Source organism: Micromonospora sp. NPDC048843 (assembly GCF_040649965.1).
Classification (GTDB): domain Bacteria; phylum Actinomycetota; class Actinomycetes; order Mycobacteriales; family Micromonosporaceae; genus Micromonospora; species Micromonospora hortensis.
This window is the reverse complement of record NZ_JBEZGJ010000086.1, coordinates 1-18,682: the sequence shown is the minus strand read 5'-3', so window position 1 is coordinate 18,682 and position 18,682 is coordinate 1. Positions and strand designations below refer to the sequence as shown.

16 protein-coding genes and 1 pseudogene are annotated in these 18,682 nt (G+C 70.9%); 7 read left to right on the top strand and 10 right to left on the bottom strand.

The genetic code is table 11. The features are described from left to right. Positions 1-32 precede the first annotated feature (32 nt). The 3 genes from AB0C20_RS20440 to AB0C20_RS20430 form a co-directional block, all read right to left on the bottom strand. Positions 33-1,646 (bottom strand): serine/threonine-protein kinase, encoded by a 1,614-nt coding sequence (locus AB0C20_RS20440; protein WP_357568536.1) that lies wholly within the window; start codon positions 1,644-1,646, stop codon positions 33-35. 85 nt (positions 1,647-1,731) lie between these two features. Further along, positions 1,732-3,066 (bottom strand): glycosyltransferase family 4 protein, encoded by a 1,335-nt coding sequence (locus AB0C20_RS20435; protein ID WP_357568535.1) that lies wholly within the window; start codon positions 3,064-3,066, stop codon positions 1,732-1,734. Between the two features lie 136 nt (positions 3,067-3,202). Further along, a complete protein-coding gene (locus AB0C20_RS20430) occupies positions 3,203-5,146 on the bottom strand; it encodes an amylo-alpha-1,6-glucosidase (RefSeq protein ID WP_357568534.1) in 1,944 nt (647 codons plus the stop codon). Positions 5,147-5,188: 42 nt separating this feature from the next. Between AB0C20_RS20430 and AB0C20_RS20425 the strand changes: the two genes are divergently transcribed. After that, positions 5,189-7,897 carry a glucosidase gene (locus AB0C20_RS20425; RefSeq protein WP_357191582.1) on the top strand — a complete coding sequence of 903 codons (2,709 nt, stop codon included), beginning with the start codon at positions 5,189-5,191 and terminating at the stop codon, positions 7,895-7,897. A gap of 85 nt (positions 7,898-7,982) precedes the next feature. Here the strand turns inward: AB0C20_RS20425 and AB0C20_RS20420 are convergent, their stop codons facing one another. From AB0C20_RS20420 to AB0C20_RS20410, 3 genes are read right to left on the bottom strand one after another with little or no spacing between them, the layout of a single operon-like run. Next, the gene (locus AB0C20_RS20420; protein ID WP_357191584.1) at positions 7,983-9,035 is read right to left on the bottom strand and encodes an NAD-dependent epimerase/dehydratase family protein; all 1,053 of its coding nucleotides are present in this window, start codon (positions 9,033-9,035) and stop codon (positions 7,983-7,985) included. An 18-nt stretch (positions 9,036-9,053) separates the two neighbouring features. Next, positions 9,054-9,515: a MerR family transcriptional regulator gene (locus AB0C20_RS20415; RefSeq protein WP_357191587.1), complete on the bottom strand. Its 462-nt coding sequence runs from the start codon at positions 9,513-9,515 to the stop codon at positions 9,054-9,056. 59 nt (positions 9,516-9,574) lie between these two features. Then, positions 9,575-10,192: a hypothetical protein gene (locus AB0C20_RS20410; protein ID WP_357191589.1), complete on the bottom strand. Its 618-nt coding sequence runs from the start codon at positions 10,190-10,192 to the stop codon at positions 9,575-9,577. Between the two features lie 89 nt (positions 10,193-10,281). Between AB0C20_RS20410 and AB0C20_RS20405 the strand changes: the two genes are divergently transcribed. Continuing rightward, positions 10,282-10,467 (top strand): hypothetical protein, encoded by a 186-nt coding sequence (locus AB0C20_RS20405; protein ID WP_357568533.1) that lies wholly within the window; start codon positions 10,282-10,284, stop codon positions 10,465-10,467. A 102-nt stretch (positions 10,468-10,569) separates the two neighbouring features. Here the strand turns inward: AB0C20_RS20405 and AB0C20_RS20400 are convergent, their stop codons facing one another. After that, on the bottom strand, positions 10,570-10,959 hold the full coding sequence (locus tag AB0C20_RS20400; protein ID WP_357178233.1) for a hypothetical protein: 390 nt from the start codon (positions 10,957-10,959) through the stop codon (positions 10,570-10,572). Between the two features lie 53 nt (positions 10,960-11,012). Continuing rightward, on the bottom strand, positions 11,013-11,396 hold the full coding sequence (locus AB0C20_RS20395; protein ID WP_357178230.1) for a DoxX family protein: 384 nt from the start codon (positions 11,394-11,396) through the stop codon (positions 11,013-11,015). A 353-nt stretch (positions 11,397-11,749) separates the two neighbouring features. Here AB0C20_RS20395 and AB0C20_RS20390 point away from each other — a divergent pair, with 353 nt between their 5' ends. From AB0C20_RS20390 to AB0C20_RS20375, 4 genes are all read left to right on the top strand, one after another. Then, positions 11,750-12,664 carry an RNA polymerase sigma-70 factor gene (locus AB0C20_RS20390; protein ID WP_357568532.1) on the top strand — a complete coding sequence of 305 codons (915 nt, stop codon included), beginning with the start codon at positions 11,750-11,752 and terminating at the stop codon, positions 12,662-12,664. A gap of 152 nt (positions 12,665-12,816) precedes the next feature. Continuing rightward, a complete protein-coding gene (locus AB0C20_RS20385) occupies positions 12,817-13,764 on the top strand; it encodes an alpha/beta hydrolase (protein ID WP_357568531.1) in 948 nt (315 codons plus the stop codon). Positions 13,765-14,223: 459 nt separating this feature from the next. Next, positions 14,224-15,462, top strand: coding sequence for a sensor histidine kinase (locus AB0C20_RS20380; RefSeq protein WP_357568530.1), 1,239 nt, complete (start codon positions 14,224-14,226; stop codon positions 15,460-15,462). After that, complete coding sequence (locus AB0C20_RS20375; RefSeq protein WP_357178218.1) at positions 15,450-16,094, top strand: response regulator transcription factor; 645 nt, start codon at positions 15,450-15,452, stop codon at positions 16,092-16,094. Before AB0C20_RS20380 ends, AB0C20_RS20375 begins: the two co-directional genes overlap by 13 nt. An 18-nt stretch (positions 16,095-16,112) precedes the next feature. Here AB0C20_RS20375 and AB0C20_RS20370 read toward each other — a convergent pair whose 3' ends face one another. Further along, positions 16,113-17,312 carry a low temperature requirement protein A gene (locus tag AB0C20_RS20370; protein WP_357178215.1) on the bottom strand — a complete coding sequence of 400 codons (1,200 nt, stop codon included), beginning with the start codon at positions 17,310-17,312 and terminating at the stop codon, positions 16,113-16,115. A 178-nt stretch (positions 17,313-17,490) separates the two neighbouring features. Here AB0C20_RS20370 and AB0C20_RS20365 point away from each other — a divergent pair, with 178 nt between their 5' ends. Next, positions 17,491-18,069, top strand: a complete 579-nt coding sequence (locus AB0C20_RS20365; RefSeq protein ID WP_357178212.1) for a TetR/AcrR family transcriptional regulator — start codon at positions 17,491-17,493, stop codon at positions 18,067-18,069. Between the two features lie 31 nt (positions 18,070-18,100). On the opposite strand, the pseudogene AB0C20_RS20360 reads toward AB0C20_RS20365, so the two are convergent. After that, positions 18,101-18,682 (bottom strand): annotated as a pseudogene (locus tag AB0C20_RS20360) (hypothetical protein); the annotation flags it as partial.

Genomic DNA, 18,682 nt, shown 5'->3' with positions numbered 1-18,682 from the left:
CGGTGGTCCCGATCATGGCCATACGGTGCAGGTCAGCGGGGTGGTCGGAAACTCTTTCGCACCAGTTCCCAGTCGGCGGCGGCCCCGGCCCAGTCCTCGTCCCGGGTGATCCAACCCAGCGTCCAGCGGTCGGCGCCGAGGACGTGTTGTCGGGCGTGCAGCCACGGGCCGTGCGGCGTCTGCCAGCGGAGCTCCCACTCGGCTCCGCTGTCGCCCGCGGTGAGTCGGATCTCGTCGTACCCCGGCAGGGAGCCTTTCCCGGCCGCCGCGTCGCGGGCGGTCCGCAGGAGTTCCAGGGGATCGGCGGCGCCGCCTTCGGCGACGCTGAAGGCCCGGCCGGTCGCCGGGTCCTGGAAGCACGCCACAGTGCCGTCGCGGGAGGTCAGCCACGTCGCCGGTACGGAGACCCGGAAACCGGTGGTGTCGGCGTGCCAGACCCAGCCGGGCGGCGGCCGGAGTTCTTCGCCCGCTGTCGGCGTGCCGGCCTGCACCGGTGTACCGCCGACGTCGGGGCGGACACAGGCGAACGGGGGCGGGGGGACGTTCCGCCCATTCGGCGGCGGACCGGGGGGCGGGCCGGGGCCGAACGGCCCGCCGTTGGGCGGGCGGTTCGGCGGCGGGGTGGACCAGCCGGTGGGGTCGCTGGGCTTGTCGCCGGGCAGGGTCAGCGCGGTGCCGACGCCGGCCACGACGGCCACCAGCAGCGCCACGGCGACCACCGCCACCCGACGCGCGGTGCGCCCGGCGGCCGCCGGATCCGGGGCCGGCGTGGGGGAGGCGCCACCGGCTGCGGCCCGGGCGGCCGGGTCGGGCAGCGGAACGGTGGCGTCCTGGTCGTCGGGGTCGTCCGCTGCCGTCCTGAGCAACCGACGGGCCGTCTCGTGGTCGAGGCGCTCGCCCGGGTCGCGGCGCAGCAACCCGTCCAGCACCGGCGCGAGCGCCCCGGCGTGCGGGGCGGGGTCCGGCGGGCCGGCGGCCAGCGCGCTGAGCGTGGCCATCGCGGTGCTGCGGGCGTACGGGGACTGCCCCTCGACGGCGGCGTGCAGGGTCGCCCCGAGCGACCACAGATCAGCGGCCACTGTGGACACCCCCTCGGCGGCGCGTTCGGGGGCCACGTACTGCGGGGAGCCGAAGACCATGCCGGGGCGGGTCATCGCGCCGTCGCCGCCGTCGAAGGTGGCCAGCCCGAAGTCGGTGAGCATCACCCGCCCGTCGTGCGCCACGAGCACGTTCTGCGGTTTGATGTCGCGGTGCAGCACCCCGGCGGTGTGCGCGGCCTGGAGCGCGTCGAGCACTGCCAGCCCGATCCGGGCCGCTCGGGCCGGCTCCAGCGGCCCCTCGGCGTCCACGACGTCCTGCAATGTGCGGGACGGGACGTACTCCATGACGATCCATGGGCTGCCCTCGACCGCGACGACGTCGTAGAGCCGGACCACGGCGGGGTGGTTGAGTCGGGCCGCGGCGCGGGCCTCCCGCATCGTGCGTGAGCGCACCTCGGCCCGTTCAGCGTCGGCCAACCAACTCGGTGGAACGATCTCCTTGACCGCTACCTCGCGGTGCAGCATCTCGTCGCGGGCGCGCCACACCCGACCCATGCCCCCGCGACCCACCAGATCGAGCAGTCGGTACCGACCGGCGATCAGCACCTGTGCACGCTCCTCCTCAGCCGCTTGTCCGGGCTACACCCTAACCAGCGGATCGGAAGTCACCTATCGGTCGTCCGACTCGGCGTCAGCAGGCGGCGTGGTCGGCGCCGGCGAGCAGGTTCCCTTCCGGGATGGCGATCCGGGTCCGCCCGCCGCTCAGGCGGGCGGCGGCGCGTCGGGCCTGCACGGGGCCGTGCTCGCGACGAGCGGTGGCGTAGCTGGCGGCGGTGCGGGCCGCGATGGTGGCCCAGCCGTACCGCTCGCCGACCATCGTGCGGGCCCGCCGGGCCAGCCGCCGGGCGAAGACCTCGTCGCCGAGCAGTTGGCCGACCGCGCCGGCGAGCGCGTCCGGGTCGCTGTGCGGGAACGTCACCCCGGTCACGCCGGGTTCGACGATCTCGGCGAGGCCGCCGGTACGGGCCACGGCCAGCGGCGCTCCGGCCGCTGCCGCCTCCAGCGCCACCATGCCGAACGGCTCGTAGAGGCTGGGCACCACTGTCGCGTCGGTGGCGCCGAGCATCGCCGGTAGTTGGGTGGAGTCGAGGAACCCGGTGAACCGGACGGTCGAGCTGATCGCCAGCCGCCGGGCCTCCGCCTCCAACTCGGTGCGGTACGGGCCGTCGCCGGCGATCACCACGCGCAGCCCCGGGTGTCGTTCGCGCAGCCGGGGTACGGCGTGTACCAGGTGCTGGACGCCCTTCTCGTAGACCAGCCGCCCGGCGTACCCGACCAGCGGGCCGTCCCCGGCGAACCGTGCCCGGGCCGACGCGACAGCTCGGGGGCGGGCCCGCCAGGCCCTGTCGTCGACCCCGTTGGGCACCACGTCGACCTGGGCGGCCGGTACCTCGAACAGCGCGGTCACCTGGTCGCGCATGTACCCGGAGCAGGTGATCACCCGAATGGACGAGCTGCTGAGCCAGTGCTCGACGCCGTGGATGGTGCGGTTCATCTCCTCCGGCAGCCAGCCCTGGTGCCGACCGGCCTCGGTGGCGTGCATTGTGGTGACCAGGGGCAGGTCCAGGTGCTCGGCGAGGGTGACGGCCGTATGGGCGACGAGCCAGTCGTGGGCGTGGATGACGTCGTACGAGCCGGCCTGGGTGGCGCGCAGGGCGGTGCGGGTGAGGGTGTGGTTGAAGGCCATCGTCCAGGCCAGCAGCGAGCCGGTGGCGAGGGGGAAGGTGACCGGGTCCTCAGGGGCGCGCAGGATGCGTACGCCGTCGGCGTACTCCTCCAGGGGTGCGCCGTCGCTGTGGCGGGTGACGACTGTGACCTCGTGGCCGGCGGCGGCGAGGGCGACGGAGAGGGCGTGCACGTGTCGACCGAGACCGCCGACGAGCACCGGCGGGTACTCCCAGGAGAGCATCAGCACCCGCAGCTGTCGGGCGGGGTTGATGTCGATCACGTGGGCATCGAGTGACATGCGGCCCCCTTTGAGTTGTCCCCGGGCGCGCGCCGACCGACACCGAATCGATGTCGCCGTCGCGTCTGGATCGAGGCCAATCCTGCCGGGGTCGCGATAACCAGCGGCGACACCACCGTTGCGGTCGTGTAAAGCGCTACTGGCTCTTTCGCCGCACCCGCAGCAGCTCGGCCACCGACCATGCCTGGAACGGGCACCCGGTAGCGGTGTGCGGCGCGAGGCCATCGGCCGTCTCGCTCACCGAGCCTAACCCATATTCCATCAAATGAGCCTCAATGCCGACGAATACGTCATCGACGGACATCTTCCCCCGGCGCGCGGCGTCGACGTACGGGCCGAGCAACCACGGCCAGACCGTGCCCTGGTGGTAGCCCCCGTCCCGGTCGGCCGGCCCGCCCCGGTGCCGGCCCACGAACTCCGCCGAATCCGGGGCCAGACTGCGCGGCCCGAGCGGAGTGAGCAGCCCGCCCCCGACCCGCCGTAGCGTCGCCTCGTCCGGCTCCAACGGCGCGTACGGCAGCGACCAGGCCAGCAACTGGTTGGGGCGCAACGCGTCGTCGTCGTGCAGGGCGGCGCCACCCAACGGGTACGCCGGCGCGGGCGCGTCCAGCACGTCGTGCAACCAGCCGGTCGGGGCCGGGAACCGCTCCCGGAACGAGGCGGTGGCCTGCCGGTGGTGTCGCCACAGCTCGTCGGCGTCCTGCCCAGCCAGCTCGGCCAGCTCCGCGAGCCCGGCCAGCCCGTTGATCCACAGCGCGTTTACCTCGACCGGCTTGCCGGTCCGCGGGGTGACCGGCACCCCGTACACCCGGGCGTCCATCCAGGTCAGCGCGGTGCCGGCGGCGCCCTGGGTGAGCAGCCCGTCGGCCGGGTCCACCCGGATCCCGTACCTGGTGCCGGCGGTGTGGGCGTCGATCACCGCGCGCAGCGCCGGCAGCAGCTCCTCGCCGAGGTCGGTGTCGCCGGTGACTGTGACGTGCCGGCTCACCGCGTGCAGGAACCACAGCGTGCCGTCGACGGTGTTGTACTCGACCCGACCGGTGTCGGCAGTGTTGGCGAGCATCCCCTCGGACAGCGTCGCCGCGTACGCCCGCAGCAGCTCCCGACCCTCGTCGGCGCGACCCGTGCAGAGGAACAACCCCTCGTACGAGATCATCGTGTCCCGCGACCACGCCCCGAACCACGGGTAGCCGGCCACCACGTCCACCGCCGCCTGGTCGGTGCGCACCACGAAGGCGTCGGCGGCCAGCGCCAGTGTGGCGTCCACGTCGTCGGCCGGCTTCGCCGTCGCCACCACCCGCCGGTTGCGGCGCCTCGCGGTCGCCACGATCTCCTCCGCCGGCGGCGGCTCCTCATCGAGTCGACCCGCCCAGGCCCGCACCGACACCGTGTCGCCGGGGCGTTCCAGCTCAGCGGAGAAGCGGCCCGCGTACCAGAGGTCCTCGTCCGCGTTGAGGCCCCGGTTGGCCTCCTCGCGGTGGTGCACGCCCAGCCACCACTGCCCCTCGGGCGCCCAGCCCGGGCCCGCGAGCCGGTACGCGCCCTCGACCACAGCGCCGTCGGCCACCGCCTCCACCTGCGGGATCGGGCCGTCGGCCCGCCGTTCGCCGTGCGCGTCCCGCCAGGTGCAGGCGGCCGACAGCTCCAGCCGGACCGGACCACCGGCGACCAGCCGGTGCACCACAGCGACGCAGGAGCGGCCGGGCAGCATGGCCAGCTCCCGTTCGATCACCACCGCGCCGATCCGCCACCGCCACCGGGGTAGCCCGTCGACCAGGTCGAAGCGCTCCAACAGCTCGAAGCCGCGCGGGTCCACGTCGCCGGAGGCCCACTCGTGCGCGCCGAGGCGCACCCGCGCGCCGGACGGCAGTGCGACCGCCGGATCGAGGCTGACCAGTCCCACTTGGCGGGATGCCGGCGTTTCGCCGGGAACCACCAACAGGCCGTGGTAGCGACGTGTCCGCAGCCCGCCGACTGTGCCCATCGCGTAGCCGCCGAGGCCGTCGGGGACCAGCCACTCCCGGCTGGTCGCGCTGGTCAGGTCGCCGCAGATCTGCGGGCCGAAGTGAATGTCGATCAACTTTCCTCCACCGGCGGCGGGGTGTAACACGCCACGACGAGAATGGCCGCTGTGGTCAAGTACCGCGGCGACGTCAAAGATGTGCACGTGATCACTGACCGATCGTCCTCCGACGCCTCGCCACCCGACGCTGAGCGGCTCCGGCTCGCCCAGGCCGACTCGGGGGAGCAGGACTGGCGTGCATGGGGTCCCTATCTGTCCGAACGGGCGTGGGGGACGGTACGGGAGGACTACAGCGAGCACGGTACGGCCTGGGACTACTTCCCGCATGACCACGCGCGGTCCAGAGCCTACCGGTGGAATGAAGACGGGATGGCCGGCGTCTGCGACGAACGACAGACCTTCGCGTTCGCCCTGGCCCTCTGGAACGGCAAGGACCCGATCCTCAAGGAGCGGATGTTCGGCCTCGGCGGCGACGGCGGCAACCACGGGGAGGACGTCAAGGAGTACTGGTGGTACGAGGACTCCACGCCCACCCACTCCTGGATGCGCTGGCGCTACCACTACCCGCAGGCAGCCTTCCCGTACGACGAACTCGTCGCGGTGAACGCGTTGCGCGGCCGCGACGACACCGAGTACGAGCTGGTGGACACCGGGATCTTCGACGATGACCGGTACTGGGCGGTGACAGTCGACTACGCCAAGGCGTCCCCGACCGACCTCTGCATGGTGGTGACCGTCGCCAACCGGGGCGACGAGGCGGCCACCCTGCACGTCCTGCCCACCCTGTGGTTCCGTAACACCTGGTCCTGGGGCCTGCCCGGCGGTGACCGGATCCCGCGGTTGACCGGCCAGGGCACCCGGCTCGTGGGCGAGCACCGGGTGTTCGGCCAACTGCTGCTGGAGGGCGACGGCGGCCCGGTTCCGCTGCTCTGCGACAACGACACCAACGCCGAACGGCTCTGGGGCCTGCCCGGCCGCTCCCCGTACCCGAAGGACGGCATCAACGACCACGTCGTCAACGGCGCGGCCACCGTCAACCCGGCCCGGGAGGGCACCAAGGGCGCGCTGCACTACGTGCTCGACGTGCCGGCCGGCGGGCAGCGCCAGATCCGGCTGCGGCTGACCCGTACCGCGTCGCCGCCGGCCGCCGCGCCGCCGCCCCCGGCCGACCTCAGCGACGGCTTCGAGGCTGTGGTGTGGGCGCGGCGGGCCGAGGCGAACCGGTTCTTCGCCGGAGTGATCCCGCCGGCCGCCACACCCGACGAGGCGCTGGTCGCCCGGCAGGCCATCGCCGGGCTGATGTGGGGCAAGCAGTTCTACCACTTCGACGTCAAACGCTGGCTCGAAGGCGACCCGGGTTCGACACCGCCGCCGGCCGGGCGCCGGCACGGGCGCAACAGCGCCTGGTGGCACATGACCAGCTTCGACGTCATCTCCATGCCCGACCCGTGGGAATACCCCTGGTACGCGGCCTGGGACCTGGCCTTCCACTGCGTGAGCATCGCCCGGGTCGACCCGGGTTTCGCCAAGGAGCAGATCCTGCTCCTGCTCCGCGAGTGGTACCTGCACCCCAACGGGCAGATCCCGGCGTACGAGTGGGCTTTCGGCGACGTGAACCCGCCGGTGCACGCGTGGGCAGCGCTGAAGGTGTTCGAGATCGACGGCGGCCGGGACTACGAGTTCCTGGCCCGGGTGATGCACAAGCTGCTGCTCAACTTCACCTGGTGGGTCAACCGCAAGGACACCGGCGGCAACAACGTCTTCGAGGGCGGCTTCCTCGGGCTGGACAACGTCGGGCCGTTCGACCGCTCGGCGGCGCTGCCGGTCGCCGGGGTGCTGGAGCAGTCCGACGGCACCGGCTGGATGGGCATGTACGCGCTCAACCTGCTGGACATGGCGATCGTGCTCGCCGAACACGACCGGACCTGGGTGGACACCGCCACCAAGTTCTTCGAGCACTTCGCCTACATCGCCGCCGCCGCGTACGAGCAGGGGTTGTGGGACGAGGAGGACGCCTTCTTCTACGACGTGCTGCGCCTCGCCGACGGCACGAAGGTGCCGCTGAAGGTCCGCTCCGTCGTCGGGCTGCTGCCGTTGGCCGCCACTACCCGGCTCACCGCCCGGACCCTGCACCACCTACCGGAGTTGGGCGCCCGGCTGCGCTGGTTCCTCACCAACCGCCCGGAGTACGCCCAGGTGATCGGCACCCGCCGACTGGGCCCCGACGGCCGGCAGCAGCGACTGCTGTCCATGGTCGGCCCGGAGCAGGTGGTCCGCCTGCTGGCCCGGATGCTCGACCCGGACGAGTTCCTCTCCGACTTCGGCCTCCGTACGCTGTCCCGCGCCCACCTGGACAAGCCGTTCTCGGTCACCCTCGGCGGGCAGGAGTTCTCCGTCGGCTACGAGCCGGCCGAGTCGACCAGCGGACTGTTCGGCGGCAACTCGAACTGGCGCGGTCCGATCTGGATGCCGACGAACTTCCTGCTGATCAGCGCGTTGCGCGACTACGCGGCGTTCTTCGGCGACGACCTCCAGGTGGAGTACCCGACCCGCTCCGGGGTGAAGCACACCCTGGACGAGATCGCCGACGACCTCTCCGCCCGGCTGATCTCGCTCTTCACCCAGGACGACTGGGGTCGACGGCCGATCTACGGTGCCGCTCAGATGTTCCAGACCCACCCGGACTGGCGCGACCTGATCGCCTTCCCCGAGTACTTCCACGGCGACAACGGGGCCGGCCTGGGCGCCTGGCACCAGACCGGCTGGACCGCCCTGGTGGCCGACCTGATCCTCACCCTCCGCCGCTGACTCCCGCCCGCCCTCGCCCCCCGCTTGCGGGTGCGCCCGAGTCCGGGCGGCGGGCTGCGGGCGGCGGGCAGGGCGGGCAGGGCGGTCAGGCGCTGACTACGCCGAGCTTGATGAGGCTGTCCGCGGTGTCGGTGATGGTCGTCTCCACCGGGCGGGGCCGCCAGCCGAGGACGGTGCGGGCCTTGTCGTTGCTGATCACCGGGACCTGACCACCGAGGACGGCGGCCTCACGCAGCGCAGGCTCGGTCTTCGCGCCCTCCCGGACCTCCTCGTTGTTCAACTCTCGGGCCGGAACCCGGTCGGCAAGGCTCGGCAGGTGCCGCGCGAGCATCTTCGCCATGTCGAGGAAGCTGATCGACTGGCCACTGACCCCGATGAACCGCTCACCGGCGGCGTCCGGGTGCAGCATCGCGCGTAGGTGCAGGTCGACCACGTCCCGGACGTCGACCACCCCGAAGTACATCCGGGGTACGACCGGCGTCGCCCCCTGGAGGAACGCCTGCACCAGGTTGATGGTCGCGGACACCCGCGTCCCCAGGAGTGGCCCGAAGATGCCGGTCGGGTTGACGACGCTCAGCTCGACCCCACCGTTGTTTCGGACGTCGTCCCAGGCCGCACGTTCGGCGAGCGTCTTCGAGCGGTGGTACGCCGGGATGTCGTCGTCGACGTTCGTCCAGTCCGCCTCGTTGTAGTGGCCGTCGGGCTTGACGGTGTAACCCACCGCCGCGTACGACGAGGTCAGCACCACCCGCCGTACGCCGGCCTCGCGGGCGGCCCGCACGACGCGCAGCGCTCCGTCGCGGGCCGGCCGGACCACCTCGTCGTCGTCAGCGGGCGGGGTGAACGGGAACGGCGACGCGTGGTGCAGCACGTACCGTGCCCCGGCGACCGCCTCGGCCCAGCCCTCGTCGGCGGAGAGGGCCGCGGTGCGGACTTCGACCCGGCCGTCCGGGTTCACGCCCGACTGCCGGAGCCGGCCGAGCACCTCGTCGCCCTGGCCCGGCTCGCGGACGGTGACCCGTACCCGGTAGCCCTCGTCGAGCAGTCGGGCGACGGAATGCCCGCCGAGGTGGCCGGTCGCACCGGTCACCAGCACCAGGGCATCGTCGGTGGAGCGAAGCTGTAGGTCGTTTGGCATGGTGTGTCCCATCGTTGCTCAGAATTCCTCAAGAGCGCGCTTGACGTGTGTGAGCGCGCGGGTCTCCGCAGCGGTGTCGTTTCGGTGTCGGGCATCCCACATGTCCGCCTTGGCGCGCAGGTACGCCTGGCGTACCCGTAGGCGCTCAATCTCCGTGGACAGCCGGTCGGCGTGCCGGGCGAAGAGGTCGCGCTGTTCGGCGGCGGCCGCCTGGTCGCCCTCGTCGAGCAGCGTCAGGTACCGGCGCATGTCCGCGACGCTCATCCCGGCGGACCGTAGGCAGGCCAGGGCGTCGACCCGCTCGGCGAGCGGATTGTCGTATCGGCGGTGGCCGCTGCTGTCGTCGCGGGGGACCGCGCCGAGCAGGCCGGCCTTCTCGTAGTAGCGCAGCGTCGGCTCGCTGAAGCCCGACCGCTGGGCCATCTCCTGGATGGTCAGAGGCCCTTCGGCCTGCTTACGGCCTTCCTCCGTCGCTGCCATGGGTGAAGCGTCCCCAACTTCAAGCGCTTCAAGTCAAGGGATGTGGCGCGGAGCACCACTCAGCGGTTCGCCCGTTCGATACCTCGTCGGACGAGGCCGCTGATGCCGGGCACTGTGATCGCCCGGATGTTCAGGTCGCCCATCCAGACGTGGAATCGGCTGGGTGGCGCGTACTGGGCCATTCCCCGGCGGGCGAGTGCCTGTCGTTTGCCGACCTCCGGACGTAGTCCGGCCTCCCATTCGGCGAGTGCTGCCGGGAGGTCGTCGGCGTGCCGTCGCAGGGCGGCGCCGAGGTGGTCGGCGCCGGCCAGGGCGAGGGCCGCGCCGTGTCCGGCGAAGAGCGTCACGCACCACGCAGCATCTCCGAGCAGGACGACGCGGCCGGTGCTCCAGCGCGGCATGACCACCTGGCTGACGGCGTCGAAGTAGGCGCGGGCCGGGTCCTTCGCAAGATGGTCGATCGCGGCGGGTACGCCACCCGACAGATCTCCGAGCGCGGCCCGCAGCGCGTCGACCGGCCCGCGTCTCAGGTCGGCGGCGGGCTGCGCGCTGCGATAGGTGAAGAAGGCCGACGACCGCTTCGGGCCAAGGTTGACCATCGCCGCGGTGCGCCCCGGGCCGATGTACGTGGTGGCGGACGACTCGGGCACGCCGGGCGTGCCGTCGCTCAACTCCACGCGTACGTGATCGGTGTCCTGGTCGACGGACGTGACGGTGGTGGCGAAGCCAGGCCGTCCTGGCGACGCCGTTGGGCACGGTGACGGCGTTGACCCGGCTGACCGCCTTCCGGCCGGAGTTGACGGCGAACGTCGAGGCGGTCCTGGGCGACGGGGTGTCGGGGCTGCGGGGGGGGGGCGAACGCGCTGTCGCCGACTACCTGGCCGCCGAGCAGACCCGCGGGCGCGTGCCGGCCCCACCGACCCGGCGGCCGACCGCCGGATCCAGCGGGTGATCGGCGCGCTCACCCACGGTTTCCCCGCCGCCGCACCCTCCTGAGCGCCGCGCCGTGGGGCGGGCTCGCCCATCCAACGGCACCGCCGAGGCCCGGAAGGACTCACTGATAACCGACGTGGACGATCAGCTTGCCCTCCTTGGGGCGAGCCCCCACGTAGACGGTCGCCGGGTCGAGCACTGTCGGCGGCAGGCGCAGGCCCTCGGAGAGACCCATTTCGCGTGCCAGGTCCTCCGGAGACTGGCCCGCCGCCGGCACCAGTGTGATCGTTCGCCAGCAGCCACCGGAGGCACACTCCATGCTCTTGTCGGCGACCGTCGCTCCGGGCGGCACCCGCGGCATCCGTGACTCCGGTGGCAACGATCCCTCGGTCTTGAACATCTGCAACCAGAGGAACGACAGGCACCACAGGCACGACAGCAGGCCCAGCGTGACGGACAGGGCCACGAGGATGCGCTTGGTGCGTCTCCTCAGCGCGGTCCGCGACGTCATCGCGCGAGGATAGCGGGGCACCGTCGGCCAGCCGGGGCGGGAGTGGGCTCGGGTCAGCCGGTGAAGGGCTCGGGTCCGAGACGGCCCCAGGCCACGAACGCGGCCAGCGCGAGGTAGATCAGATTCAGCACCACGAACCGTGCCTCGCCGTAGCGCAGGTGGGTGATCATCGCGCCGACCATCAGCAGGATCCAGCAGACGGCGGTCACCGGCACCAGCACCGGTGCGATGTCGAGCACGCCGGGCAGGATCAGGCCGACGGCGGCCAGGATTTCGAGGGCCCCGAGGGTCTTGACGAAGCGCACGCTGGCGTCGCCGGTCCACCCGCCGCCGTTGGCCGCGGACAACTTCTGCTTGGGTACGAATGTCTTGGTGATGCCGCCGGCCAGGGCAATTGTGGCCAACAGTCCGGCCGCGATCCACAGTGCCAGGTTCATGGTTTGCCTCCGTATCGGTTCGCACAGGAGACACCGCCGGCCGTCGCGCTGTGACAGCTCGTGAAGTGACGAGGAGCACTGACGGCCGGCGTCACAGAAGGCGGTTGGCCGGTGTCTGGTGGGCGAGCAGCGGAACTGATGGTCCGCGTCCCTCGCCGGTCGCCGCACGGCGCTGCCTGACCGCGACGGCGACGCTGCGTCCGGTCGGGGCGCTCCGTCGGCAGGCATACCTGCTGTTGAGCGTGATGTCTGTGAGTCATCGTGATGACTCATAAACATCACGCTCAATAGGGGACATGGCTTGCCTGGAGCCGGGCCGAGCCGGGCCGACGCCGAGCAGAACTGGAGGACGCATGGATGCTGAGGGCGGAATCGTGGGTGCGGACGGCCGGGGGGACGCTGCTGTCGACGCGTTCGTCAGTCACCGGAACCTGCTCTTCACAGTGGCCTACGAGATGCTCGGCTCGGCCGCCGACGCGGAGGACGTACTCCAGGAGACCTGGCTGCGGTGGGCGGACGCGGATCTCGCGACGGTCCGGGACCAGCGGGCGTACCTGGTCCGGATCGCCACCCGACTGTCGCTCAACCGGCTGCGTGCGGTGGGCCGGCGTAGGGAGTCCTACGTCGGCTCCTGGTTACCCGAGCCGCTGTTGACAGCGCCCGACGTCGCAGACGACGTCGAACTCGCCGAGAGCGTCTCGATGGCGATGCTGCTGGTGCTGGAGACGCTGACGCCGACCGAGCGGGCGGTGTTCGTCCTCCGTGAGGTCTTCGACATTGGATACGACGAGATCGCCGAGGCCGTCGACAAGAGTTCGGCGGCGGTCCGTCAGATCGCCCACCGTGCGCGGGCCCATGTCGCCGCGCGCCGGCCGCGCGGGATGGTCTCCCCGGCGGACACCCGACGTGCGCTCACGGCGTTCCGGCTGGCGGTCGAGACCGGCGACGTGCAGGGCCTGCTCGACGTGCTCGCGCCGGATGTCGTGCTGCTCGGCGACGGCGGCGGGATCAAGCAGGCCGTGCTGCGGCCTGTCGTCGGGGCCGACAAGGTGGCCCGCCTGCTGTGCAGCACACACGCCAGGGTCGCGACCATGTCGCTGCATCCCGCCCAGGTCAACGGTCACCCGGCGCTGGTTCTGCGGCTCGACGGCGAGCTGGACACTGTCCTCGCGCTGCGTATCGACGGCGGCCTCATCAGCGGGGTCTACGCGGTGCGTAACCCCGAGAAGTTGTCGCACATGGGCAGCGAAGCGGTGCTGCGTCGCTGATGGCCCGGATCCGCTCTCAGGGGGGTCGGCCCGCGTTACGCCCGTCGGAAGGGATGGGCGAGATGGCTGAGCGGCAGGGTAGGGGTAACTCCCAATCCGACTGGGAGGTAGCAGGATCGAGCAAGATCTAGAAACCGTGGAAGCTCATTTCCATGACCACGCAGAAGATCTCCGGGTTTCATCGGGCCGCCCTGGCCCTCGTCCTTCCCGTCGCCGTGATAGCGGCAGTCGCCGGGTGTGCTGACTCGGCGGCGCCGAAGGCCGCGCCCGCTGCCAGTTCGGTAGCCGCAGCTCCCTCGACCTCGACAGGCGCGGCCGGCCCGGCAAGTGCGGCCCCCGCAGCGGGCTTGCACATGATCGCCAACAACGGGCATCAGCTTGCCTTTCACGTCACGCCCGGAAGTTCTCCCACCATCGTGCTGGACGCCGGCGGTGGCGAGGACTCCTCGTACTGGGATGCCCTGGTGCCGCAGCTGTCGCAGGCCACCGGATCGCAGATCATCACCTACGACCGGGCCGGTATGGGTGCCAGCGAGGAGGTGAAGGGCCCATGGGACCCCAAGGCCGCCGCCTCCGACCTGCAGGCCGGTCTGCGTGAACTCGGCGTCACCCAGAACGTGGTCCTCGCGGGCCACTCGCAGGCAGGAGAAGTGGCCCACTACTTCGTCCTCGCGAACCCCGGCGTTGTCTCCGGGGCGGTGCTCATCGATGCCAACGTGCCGCAATTCTTCACCGACACCCAGACCCAACGCCTCGTCGCGCTAACCACGCCGCAGATCGAAGAGCTCAAGGAGGCGCCGTCGACGAAGGCGAACCGCCAGCTCATCGCCACGGCCGACAACTTCGGTCCCACGCACCAGGCGTACCACAAGGTCTCCTGGCCCGACGGCGTTCCCGTCATCTATATCGTGTCGGACAAGACGCCCTTCGATGGATCTCCGCAGGACGCTCAGGCCTGGCGCGACGCGGCAGCGGCGTTCACCAAGGCGGGGCCCGACCGCACACTCGTCATCGCCGAGGGAAGCTCGCACGACGTTCCCCAGGACAAGCCCGCCCTGGTGCTCAAGGAAATCGAACAGATGACCGCCATCGTCAAGTAAAGGCCATCGGGCCGACGGCTGACAGGACCGGCGAGCATGGTGACCGGGGCAGTGCCGTAGGCGAGCGCGACAAGCCACACGGTCCGGATCCCGATGACGGCGAGGCGGTGGTCGAGATTCGGGGAGCGGGCCGAGAGTGCTGACGCGATGGGTAGCGTGTGTGCGGGTGTCGATCGATCGAGCCGTCGATCGGCGATGCGAGCCTCCGTGGACCGCGGACGGACACCATGGTTGCTGGATTCCACGCGACGTGGGGGACACCGAGCGTGGGGAAGTGCGGATCGCCGGCCAACATGAATCACCAGCCAGGCGGTGCGGCACGGTGCGCAATGATGGAGTGAGATGACCGATAACAGCGGAACCGCCCTGTCCGGCGGCTCCTCGCCCTCGCGGGAGGGCTCCGAGCCGGGTCGCGTCGCTCGCAGCGGTCCGATCCCGCGCTCGGCGCTGGCTCAGCGGATGAGCCTGCTGGGCTGGTCGCTGGTGCTGCTGCCGGGCGCGGCCCTGGGTGCCGTGCTGGCCACACTCTGGATCACCTCGATATCGATCGCCGCGCTTGGCGCCGGAATCCCACTGACCCTGCTCGCGACCGTACTGGTGCGCTGGTTTGCCGACCGGCATCGCCAGTGGGCCGCCGACCGGCTCGGCGAACCGGTGCCCGCCCGGCCCTATCAGCCGACGCCGGACGCCGGGTGGCCGGTGCGGCTCTGGACGATCCTGCGCGACCCGGCGACGTGGCGGGACTGGATCTGGTTGGTGATCAACTCGATCACCATTTGGTTGAGTTGCGGACTGTCGCTGCTGTTCTTCGTCCTCGGAGTCGTATACCTGATCTATCCACTCATCTATCAGCTGACGCCTTCTCAGGTATTCCGCACTCCGATGGGGGAGGGCTTCCGGCTGCACAGCGTCGCGCAGTCGTTCGGGCTGGTACCGCTCGGTCCGGTTTTCCTTCTGCTCTGGTACGTCACTGCGGTGCGCCTCGCGAACCTCAACGCTCGGGTGATCCGCGCTCTGCTCGGCCCCACCGAACAGGCGCGCCTGCGGGCCCGCGTCCAACAGTTGGCGACCTCGCGAGCTGAGACCGTCGACACCCAGGCCGGTGAACTGCGCCGGATCGAACGCGACCTGCACGACGGCGCGCAGGCCCGGCTGGTGTCGCTGGGTATGAGCCTGGGCTTGGCCGAACAGTTACTGCCCAAAGATCCGCAGGCCGTCCAGCAGTTGCTGGCCGAGGCCCGCGAGTCGATTTCCAGCGCCCTCACCGAGCTGCGCGACCTGGTACGAGGCATCCATCCGCCGGTACTGGCCGACCGTGGCCTGGACGGCGCCCTCAAGGCCTTGGCCCTGGTCAATCCGATCCCGACAACGGTGGTGACCCGCCTGCCCGGACGGCTGCCGGCCCCGATCGAGTCCGCGGCCTACTTCGCCGTCGCCGAGGCCTTGTCGAACGCCATCAAGCACGCCCAGGCCCAGCAGATCCGGATCAGCGTGGAGTTCGCACCCCACCGGGGCGACGCTGCCGGGGAACTGACGATGCTGGTGTCCGACGACGGCCGTGGGGGTGCTTCGATCGATTCCGGCACGGGCCTGCATGGCATCGTCCGTCGCCTGGCGGCCTTCGACGGCACGCTGACCGTTGACAGCCCGCCGGGCGGACCAACCGAGGTGAGGATGTCGCTGCCGTGCGTATCGTGATAGCCGAGGACCTCGCCCTGCTCCGCGAGGGCCTGATCAGGATCCTGCGGGCCAATTCATTCGAGGTCGTGGAAGCCGTTGACAACGGCCCCGCGCTGATCCGGTCGCTGACGACGCACCGCCCCGACGTCGCCATCGTCGACGTGCGGTTGCCGCCGACCTTCACCGACGAGGGGCTGCGTGCCGCGATCGAGGCCCGCCGCCAGATCCCAGGGCTGCCCATCATGGTGCTATCGCAGTATGTCGAGCAGATCTACGCCAGGGAGCTGATGTCGGATCGCGCGGGCGCGGTGGGCTACCTGTTGAAGGACCGGGTTACGGACGTCGACCAATTCGTCGCCAGTGTCCGGCAGGTCGCTACCGGCAGCACCGTTATGGACCCCGACGTGGTGAGTGCGCTACTCACCCACCGCTCCACCGACCCTAAGCTCCTGGAGCTGAGCCCACGCGAGCATGAGGTCCTCACCCTGATGGCCGAGGGCCGCTCGAACGCTGCGATCGCCGCCCGGATGTTCGTCACCGAGAAGACCGTCAGCAAACACAGCAACAACATCTTCACCAAGCTCGGTCTCAAGCCCTCCGAGGACGACAACCGCCGCATCCTGGCGGTCCTCGCCTACCTGGAAGGCTGACCCCTCGCCCAGGGGCTTCTAGTACGGGGGCGTGGGCGTCTCCGGCGATCGGTGGCGGGAGCGTCGGGCGTCCGCTGCGGCGACGCCGAGCAGCACCACGGCCGCGACCGTACCGGCGGTGAGCGGCTGGAGGTGCAGTGCTGCCGGGATCAGCAGGCCGAAGGCCAGGAGGCCGGCCAGCCGGGACCGGGAAACCCGACCGAAGACCTGGTATTCGAGTGCCGATCGTCCGGCGAGGAAGAGCACCGGGCCGCCGAAGATGGCGATGAGCCAGGTCGCCGGGAGGTGCCCGAGCGGCTCGGCGATGAACAGCTCGAAGCCGACGCCGGTGAGCACGATCCCCGCGATCATGACCATGTGGGCGAAGGCCATGTCGGTCGCGAGCCGGGCCGGGTTGCGGGAACTGTCGACGGCAGTGCCCAGCATTCCTCCCGCCACGTGGAAGTAGATCCGCCAGAGCAGGACGGTGCTCGCCAGCGCCAGGACGAACCCACCAGTCTGGTCGGTGTGGAACTCGCTGCCGCTGAAGGCGAGGCCAATGACGAAGATCGCCTCGCCGAGAGCGATGAGGAGGAACTGTTGGTACCGCTCGGCCAGGTGCTCGGCCGCGATCATCTGGACGCCGAGCCGTTGCGCGCCGAGTCGGGGGGTCGGCCAGCCGAGGAACAGCCCGGTGTAGTCGATCAGCACGGCGAGGGTCCAGAGCGCCCCGCGAACAGTGCCGTCGTTGACCAGCCCGCCGACGACCCAGAGCGGTGCGCTCAAACCGAACCAGAAGAGGATCCGGATCGACTGGTGGGGGTCCGGCCGGCCGTGCCCGGCGACGTGGAAGAAGACCACTCGGCCGATCTGGAGGGTCACCAGGGTGATGGCGAAGAGGGAGGCCCGTGCGCCGAAGCCGTGCGGCACGGCGACGGCCATCGTCATGGCACCGACCAACGTCATGATGATGACGGTCTGGACGATCGGGGCGTCCGGGTCCAGCCAACTCGTCGACCAGACCGTCACCGACCAGATCGCCCACAGCGCCAGGAACAGCAGCAGAGCCTGGCCGAGACCCGCGTACACGCCGCGGTGGCCGTCGGTGAAGTCGGCGATCAGCCGCGCCGAGATCCGGGTGAGGGCGAAGACGAAGACCAGGTCGAGGAAGAGTTCCAGAAAGGTGGCCCGCTGGCGGGTGGCTTCGCTGCGCAACAGTCCGTCGGGGGTGTTCCTCATCGGCTCGCCACGCGCTGGTGTCGGCGAACGATCACGTGCCCTCCCGTCGCGGTGATCTCCTGGCCTAACGAGCCAGGGGGCGGCTGTGGCACGTGGAGCGAAGGGGCCGGCGTCCCACAACAGTCACCAATCCGTCACCCGACCACTACGGCAGGTGTACGCCTCTACGCTCGTGGGCGTGCCCGGACCTGCCGAGAAGGCCACTGAACAGGACCGGCGTGACCTCATCGTCACTGTCGCGCGAGAGCTGGCCGAGACGGAGGGCTGGGCGGGTGTGACCACTCGACGGCTCGCCGAACGAACCGAGATCGACATGGGCGACATCTATCGGCACTTCGCCGATCTGGAGGCGCTGATCGCCGCCGTCGCGGTGTGCGCCTTCGCCGATCTGGCCGCCGACCTCGCCGAGGCGCACGCGGAGACCGTCGGGAGCCCCGAGGGGGTCTGGCCGGCGGTCGCGACCGCGTACCTCGACTTCGCGTACACGAATCCTGAGGTCTATGACGCGATGCTCGCGCTGACCCCCGACCTGGCCCTCGGCGTGGATGGTGTGCCGGCCGCGCCGCGGGCGGTCTTCGCCGAGCTGCGGGCGGCCCTGACCCCGCTGGCCGAGGGGCGGGACCCGGACACCCTGGCCGAGGTGGGTTGGAGCCTGCTGCACGGCGTGGTGATGCTCACCCGCGGTGGTCGGCTGCGACCCGAGGGGCAGGAGGACCGCGAGGCGTTGATCGCGCAACGGTTGCTGCGGTGGCCCTGACCAGGGCCGCCGCCGACGCCCCCGGTCGTGCTCAGTTGATGGGCTGGCGGTCGGCCGGGCCCTTGTCGGTGAACCGGAACGTGGTGTTCAGCTTGGCGTTGCCCAACTCCTTGAGGACGAGGCCGTTGCCGGGGAGGTGTTGGAGGAATCGGGTCTCGCTGCCGATCGCGTACGTGCCGTCGCCCTTGGCGATGATGGTGAACCGCTGGATCGGGTCGTCCTGGTCGCAGACGACGGCCCCGATGGTCAGTTCGGGTTCGATGTCCAGGCCGTTCACCTGCCAGCAGGACGGGTCGTCGTTGGCGGGGTGGTCGTCCTTGGTGCCGAAGGCCCTGATCACGTACCGGTCGCCGCCGATCGGTGTCGGCACGAACAGGATGCGACCGCCGCTGTCGCCGCCCTCCTCGAGTCGCCCGCTGATCTCCAACGGTTGCCCCGAACCCTGCACCCGGGTGATGGTGACCTCGCGCTTGCCGGACAGCAGTGGGTCGGTCGCCGCCGCCGATGACGTGGTCGGCGCCGCTGCCGTCGGCGTCGGCGCGCCCGTCACGGTGCCCCTGACGTCATGGAACCCGAGTCGATCTCCCGCCGCCGGAAGTGAGATGCCGCCATG